Annotated in this window: 8 protein-coding genes; all 8 read right to left on the reverse strand. The window is 72.8% G+C overall.

Going from position 1 to position 6,689, the window contains the following annotated elements; genetic code table 11:
- Positions 1 to 542: ATP-binding protein (locus IEY86_RS35320; protein ID WP_189135997.1), on the reverse strand; the 542-nt coding region annotated here is incomplete at its 3' end.
- Entirely contained in the window at positions 539 to 1,354 is an 816-nt protein-coding gene (locus IEY86_RS35325; RefSeq protein WP_189135998.1) for a bifunctional DNA primase/polymerase, read from the reverse strand. The genes IEY86_RS35320 and IEY86_RS35325, both read right to left, overlap by 4 nt.
- 91 nt (positions 1,355 to 1,445) lie before the next feature.
- Positions 1,446 to 1,631, reverse strand: coding sequence for a hypothetical protein (locus IEY86_RS35330; protein WP_189135999.1), 186 nt, complete (start codon positions 1,629 to 1,631; stop codon positions 1,446 to 1,448).
- An 18-nt stretch (positions 1,632 to 1,649) separates the two neighbouring features.
- Positions 1,650 to 1,805, reverse strand: coding sequence for a hypothetical protein (locus IEY86_RS35335; RefSeq protein ID WP_189136000.1), 156 nt, complete (start codon positions 1,803 to 1,805; stop codon positions 1,650 to 1,652).
- A gap of 17 nt (positions 1,806 to 1,822) precedes the next feature.
- The gene (locus IEY86_RS35340) at positions 1,823 to 2,128 is read right to left on the reverse strand and encodes a hypothetical protein (protein ID WP_189136001.1); all 306 of its coding nucleotides are present in this window, start codon (positions 2,126 to 2,128) and stop codon (positions 1,823 to 1,825) included.
- 250 nt (positions 2,129 to 2,378) lie between these two features.
- On the reverse strand, positions 2,379 to 4,472 hold the full coding sequence (locus tag IEY86_RS35345; protein ID WP_189136002.1) for a hypothetical protein: 2,094 nt from the start codon (positions 4,470 to 4,472) through the stop codon (positions 2,379 to 2,381).
- A gap of 2 nt (positions 4,473 to 4,474) precedes the next feature.
- Positions 4,475 to 6,085, reverse strand: a complete 1,611-nt coding sequence (locus IEY86_RS35350) for a hypothetical protein (RefSeq protein WP_189136003.1) — start codon at positions 6,083 to 6,085, stop codon at positions 4,475 to 4,477.
- A gap of 81 nt (positions 6,086 to 6,166) precedes the next feature.
- Positions 6,167 to 6,544, reverse strand: a complete 378-nt coding sequence (locus IEY86_RS35355) for an RRQRL motif-containing zinc-binding protein (protein WP_189136004.1) — start codon at positions 6,542 to 6,544, stop codon at positions 6,167 to 6,169.
- Between the last annotated feature and the right edge of the window lie 145 nt (positions 6,545 to 6,689).

Here is a 6,689-nt window from a genome sequence, read left to right on the forward strand (position 1 = left end):
TAGTCGGCGTCGTAGGCGGAGGCTCCGGGGGCGGAGTTGCCGCGGACTTTGGCGAAGACGTCGATGACGACCATGCGGGCGTCGCGGTGGCGCTCGACCCATGCGGCGATGGCGTCGGTGCCGCCCTGGGGCAAGGGCGGGCACGTGGTGGACAGGGTCAGGCCGTTGGGGGCCGGTTGCCCGCCCAGGATTTTGCCCATGCGGCTTTGGAGGCGGCGGGGGGTGTCTTCGAGGGCGAGGTAGAGCACGGGCCCGCCGTCCACGGGGACGCTGTCGAACGCCGTGCCGCCGACGGCGACCGACAGCCCGAGCCCCAGCGAGAGCCAGGACTTGCCCACCTTCGGCGGGCCGCAGAGCAGGTTCACGCCCTCGGAGATGATCCCGGGCACGGCCCAGCGCGGTTCGGGGAAGTCCATGGCCATCAGCTCGTCGGCCGTCCACGCGGTGCGCGGGCGGGCCGGGGCCGGTGGCTTGCCGGGGTCGAGCGGTGGAGGGACGGCGTGCAGGTGCTCGGACAGGGCCGGGTTCGGGGTGCCCGTCATGCCGCGACCTTTCGGGGGCGCTTGGCTCCGGCCTTGAGCCCGGAACGGATGGTGCGCTGGGTCTCCCCGGGGCGCTGCCCGACCTGCTCGGCAGCGGCGGTCAGCCAGCTCGTCACGTCGTGCTCGGGCAGCGCGCCTCCGGCGACGAGTTGCCCGAGTGCGACCGAGGCGANACCCGCGACGGCGGAGCGCAGGTAGGCGGAGTACCGGCCGGTGTCCAGCGGCACCACGACCGGGCGCTGTGGGGGCAGGGGTGCGGGTCGCAGGAGTTCGGCGAGCCAGTCGGGCAGCGGGGCCGGTGCGGTGTCGTGCACGACGGTGTAGGGCTGACCGTTCACAGTGCTGCCGACGGCGACGACGTAGCCTCCGGCAGCGCGGGTGTCCACCTTCCAGCCGAGCTTGCCCGCGGTGTTGCGCAGCTCGACCCCGGCCGGGGCGGTGAAGTACAGGTGGATGCCGCCGCGGCCGGTACGCACCGTGTAGGTCTGGTGCGGGTAGGGCTGGCCGTGCCGCTCGCACAACGCTGCGAAGACGTCTTCCCCGCAGACGATGCCCGGAGCCGCCCACGACTCGGGCGCGGTGTCCTGGTCGTGCTTGGGGGCGTCGAGATCAAGGACGACCAGCCGGGATGGCCCGGTGGCGATGCCGATGTTGTAGGCGCCGGTGGCCCAGCACCGGGCGATGCGCTCGGGGTCGGTCGTGGCGCGTTCCTCCCAGGCTCGGACGGCGGGGCGCTTGTCGCCGGGGATGAGGGGGAATACGTGCCAGCCGCGGGAGGCGTGCTGGAGCGCGGACGGGGAGGGTTGGGGCATCCTGGTGTCGCCTTCTCGGTCGTTGACCGTGGTGGGGAACCGGAGGCGGCGGGCTGTCCTTGGCCGGGAGTGCCGCCGCCTCCGGGCGCAGCTATGCCGCGTGGTGGGGGGCGATTGCGCGGGTAATGAGCAGGTGCAGGGCGGCGGTGGCCTGTTGGGGGACGACGCCGTTGCCGGGAGGGTGCGGGCTTGGGTGAAGTGCTCTGGGCTTGAGGAACAGCGGCACGCTGGCCAGGCGAACCCAGTGGCATTTGTGGGTGGTCAGGTAGAACAGCACGCGGACTCCCTTGCTGGATCAGGCGCAGGTGCAGTCGGGGTTGGCGGGGTTGCCGTCGGCGCCGCACAGGCAGCAGTGCGGGTATTCGTACGGGTCGGATCCGTTCGGCGGGTGGCACAGGTCGCAGTCCTGGGCGTCGACGTAGTCGTCGTAGCTGGTGGGATCGGGGACCATGACGGTTCTCCTGACTGTCATTTGGTCTTGGACCGGGCGAGTTTGAGGGTGATGCCGCCGACGCCGATGGGGCCCGCGGTGCCGACGAGCAGGGCGGCGGTGTGGGCGGCGAACTCGATCAGCGCCAGGAGCGCGGCGACCAGACCGATGACGCCGACGGTGGCGGCGAGCGCGATGCCCAGCGGCACCAGGTAGCGCGTCGGCGTCGGCCGAGTGGTCGGGGCCTGGTGGACGATGACGATGGGCTGTCCGGTTGCCTGCGCCTGCCGGTACAGGTCGGCGGGGAGGTGTGGGGCGGTGTTCCCGGGCGGGTGGTGGGTCATGGGTGGTGGTGCCTCCGTTCGGCTCGCGATGAGGTGGTGCGGGAACGGGGCGGGCCGGTCTCCGTGCTTGCGGTAGACCGGCCCGAGCGGTACCTGACGCGGTCACGTGGTGTGACCGCAGTGGATAGCGGCCAGTGGCTACCGGCCAGCGGAAGACGCCCGGTGAGGGGCCCTGGTGGCCCGTAGCGGGGCGTTCTACCGGCCAGTGGCAACTTGGCACTGGCCGGTAGCCGGTAGCCGTGTGTGAGCGTCAGGCGTGGTCGGGGTGGATGTAGACCGAGTGCGGTCCGTTGTCCCGGTAGACCACCTCACCGCGCTCCGCGGCGGCCTTGAGCGCGTCGCGCACCGCCTGTCGGCTGCGGCCGACCAGGTCCGCCACTGCGGACGGCTTCATGCCCGTGGCACCGGCCGACTCGATCGCGTCGACTGCCTCGGGCAGCCACGCCGGACCGGCGTTGTGGCTCTTGGGCTCGCGCAGCGCGGACAGGTTCAGCCCCTCGGCAGGAGCGGGGGGCTCGGGAGCGGGCGGGGCGGGTGGGGTGGCGTCCGGTTCGGGGGCGGTGCCGAACTTGGCGTCGATCTGCTGCATGAACTCGGCCGCCAATGCGTCCGCGTCGGTGTCGTTGCTGCCGCGAAGCGCGGACAGGTTCAGCCCTCCCCCGGCCGCATGCGACTGGGGGGACTGCGCGGTGTCGGCGGCGTGGTTGAGGTGGTCGCGCATCCAGGCGGTACGGGTGGCGTCCCAGCGTCGGGCATAGGCAGGTCCGGCGGCGCGTGCGGAGATGGTGTCGAGGGTGGGGTGGAGGTCGGTTGTGGCGGTGACGATGTCGCGTATCTGGTTGGGCAGGATGCGCCAGTTCTTGAACAGCGCGGCCGGGGACTCGGGGGTGCCCATGAATCCGGCGCCCTGGTAGGGGGCCTGGGTGACCTTCAGGCCGCGCGAGCCTGGGAAGATCTTGCCCAGGTCCATGCCCTCGACCTCTCCGCCGGTCAGGCAGACCCGGGCCTTGGCCTCCCGGCGGATCATCAGGTTCCCCAGCACCGCCCCGGTGGCGCCGAGGGCGGTGAGCACGGTGCGGATGCCCATGGCCCGCAGCATCCGGATCACTTCCAGGATCTTCTCCGCGAGCTTGCGCATCCGCTTGTCGCTGCTGATCAGGATCTCCGCGCCTTCGTCGATGACCAGCATGATCTGCGGGATCTTCGCGCTGATGGGGAGCTGGTCGGTGTTCCGCTCGGCCATCAGGTCCTGGTAGGCGACCTTGCGGTGATGCCCGACCGCGAGTGCGGTCTCCAGCATCGTCAGGGCCTCTTCGTAGGTGGAGGCCAACCAGTCGATCCCCGGCCGCATGCCTTCCACGAACGCGCCGTTGGCGTCGAGGGCGGGGCGCACCCAGGGCAGGCCGGCCGATCCGGCGTTGAGGTCGATCACCCAGGTCAGGACGTCGGTGGTGCGGGCGAACCCGGCGAGGATGACGTGGACCATGTTGGTCTTGCCCGAACCGGTGGGGCCGACCACCAGCGCGCACTGCTCGCGCAGGTGGACGCAGATCTCTTGAGCGTTGGTGCGATACCCCCACGGGATGCCGGTGTGGATCGACAGCGGACCGTAGTCGGTCGGGTAGGTGCGCTCTTCCACCAGCACGTTGACCGTGGTCACGTCGATCAGGACGCGGCCCTGGTCGATGCCCTGCGAGGCGGTGGCGGTGCAGCCGTGCGGCAGGCGGGCGTCGGCGGACAGCTGCGCGGAGTATCCGGCGATCCTGTCGTAGGTGGCGCCGCCGGGCGGGAGTTCGGCGTCGATGGTGAACCCGGTGCCGGTCGGCCACGACTCCACCGCCAGTACCCGCACGGTGATCCCGCACACCCGCTGGACCCGGTCCACCCACTCCGCGGCAATCGCACGCCGTTCGGCGGACAGTTCGGCGGCCACCTGGCGTTCGGCGGCGGCGATGGCCTCCAACTCCCGCACCTCCTCGTACAGCAGCGTGGAGCGGGCCGCAGCCCCCATGCCGACGCCGATCGTGGCCAGCGAGCCGAGCGCGGCCCACGAGAGAGGGCCGGTGGTCATGGCCCATGTCGTCCAGCCCGCGCCCACCAGCCAGGAGGCGGCCCGCATGGCGACGGTCCGCGCGGACAGCCGCTCTCGCAGGCTGCTGACCGTGTGGCCTATGGCCCCGGCCGCTCCTACGGTGAGGGCCCAGCCGGGGGGCATGCCGGTGGCGGCGCCGGTGGTGGCGACGGCGAGGCATCCGGTGGTGGCGGACAGGGCGCCGGTCACGGGTCCGTGACCGGCCGCCCAGTCCCACACCGGCCCGGTGCCGGCCTGTGTGTTGGTGGCCATGGTCAGACGTTCCAGCCCTTCTCGGCCTCGGGCCCGTTGCGCGGGTCCTCGTGACGGGCGATGTCGGCCTCGTGGACCTGCCGGAACAGCGGCCCGAGGTCGGCCGCGGAATCCACCGCGCGCATCAGCGCGCCGTAGATCTCGTCGAACGCATCCGCGATGTCCTTCTCCAGCGGGAACTCGCTGTCGGAGCGCTCGGCCAGGATGCGGAAGGTGTTGGCGACCGAGGTCAGCGCGTCGGGCAGGTTCTCGACCATGGACAGGATCTCCATGCTGTTGTCGGGCTCGTAGGTGCGGGCGGCGTTCTCCATCTCGGCTGCGGCCTCTTCGAACCGGAAACCGGACACGTTGATCACTTCCTCAACAGGGGTGTGGGCGGGGCCAAGGACCAGGTGGGCGGGGCGCTCCACCCGGTCCTTGACCTCGTTCGGGTCCTGCTCGGCCTCGGCGTCCGCCGCGGCCTCTTCCTGCGCCTGCCGCTGGCGAATCTCCGCATCCCGTTCGGCGCGCTCGGCCTCGGCCGCGCCCGTCAGGCGGGCGTAGAGGCGGCGGCCGGGATGCATCAGCCAGCGCCAGCCGAGCTTGCGGCCGACGGGGGTGGTGAGCGCCCCGGCGATGCCCAGCGCACCGGCGAGCAGCGCGGCCAGCAGCCGACGGCCCCGGAACCGGGCCGCAGACCCGCGCAGCGCCTTCCGTGCCCGCCTGCGGGCTGGTGCCTTGCGTACCGCGTCACGCTGCTGCCGGACCTGCCCGGCTGTCCGCTGATCCCGCGCCGCACGGTTGCGCTCGACGGCGGCCCGGCGTGCGGCTCCGACCCGTCCGGCGCCCTTGCTCACCGCCCGTCCGATCGGGCCCTTGCGGGCCGGCGAGGCGGCACGGCCTGCGGCCTTGACGCCACGTCGGGCATCGGCGAGCGACCGCCGGGCGCCCGTGGTCTGCGCGCGCCGCGCGGCCCGCGACGGAGACGCCTGCCGCGCCGACTCGCGCAGCGCCTTGACCTGCCCCGCCCGCCCCTGAGCGTTCTCCGCGAGCGTGCGGGACGAACCGGAAACGCGAGCAGCGCCACCGTCTCCGCCACGGCGTGCAGCTCCCGTGGACGAACCGCCGAAGCCGCGAACGGCCTTGCCGAGTCCACCGGTCTTGCCGCCTGCCCTGCTGGGTGCGCGGCTCGCTCGCCCGGACCTGCTGCCGGTACCGCCGGACGTGCGCAGGCTGGTGGGGCGCTTCTGCGTCGGGACCCGGCCGGCCGCAGCCCGGCGGGCACTGCGGGTCGCGGCACTTCCCCCGGCAGCTGCACGGGGACGCCCGGCCGCGCCCTTGCGGCGTTGGTCACGGCGACTACGGGTGCCGGCAGCAGCGCCGATGACGACCGCCCCGGTGGCGGCGAGTGCGAGCGCGGCCGGGCCGCCGACCAGAGTGGCTGCGGCCAGCAGTGATGCGGTGGTGTTCGTCCCCGTCACAGCGAGGGGGACAACGGGCCACCCGCCCGGCGTGTGGCCCAACTCGGCAGCAGTCGCAGCGGCCTTGGACTCGGGCGGCTGCTGCGGCGGTGCCGCGTGCGTGTCCGGTGCGGCCTCGGGGGCCGCTACCGCAGTGGTGGTGGTGTCGGTCATGCTGAGAGAACTCCTTAAGGAGTAGGGGCCTGGCCGGATCTGTGGGAGAGAAGGGCCGGGCCCCGTGCGGGTCGTGCTCGTTCAGGCGACGCGCTGTTCGTCGTAGGTGCAGGCGGTGCAGCCGCCCAGCGAAGCCGCGATGACGTACCCGGCATCGCGGCGGCAGGTCGGGCAGGTGCGGCGCGCGGCCATCGCCGCGGCCAAAGCGGCGCGCCTGGCGGGAGTCATGGGCCGCACCGGCTTGGCGCTCTCGATCCGGTACAGGTACGCGGCGCGTACGCCGCAGCGGTAGCGGCGCGAGTTCCACAGCACCTGAGCCGCAACCTCCTGCCCTCCGGGGCGAAGCCCGCGCTCCCGCAACTGCCGGCGCGTGGCCAGCCCGGCCGGAGCCAGACCGAACGGGTAGGTCGGGATACCGAAGCGGGCACCGGCCGGGTCGAAGAACCGCACAATGGCCATCAGGCACCGTCCCCGGCGGGCACCAGATGCAGGGCCTCGCGCGCCCCAGCGGCCCGGCGGGACTCAACAGCCTTGATCCGCTTGCGGCCCCAGCCCTCGGAGAACCCGAACTCCCGCCCCAAAGCCGCCGGACCGATCGGCGCCC

It is taken from the genome of Wenjunlia tyrosinilytica (assembly GCF_014646055.1).
Lineage (GTDB): Bacteria > Actinomycetota > Actinomycetes > Streptomycetales > Streptomycetaceae > Wenjunlia > Wenjunlia tyrosinilytica.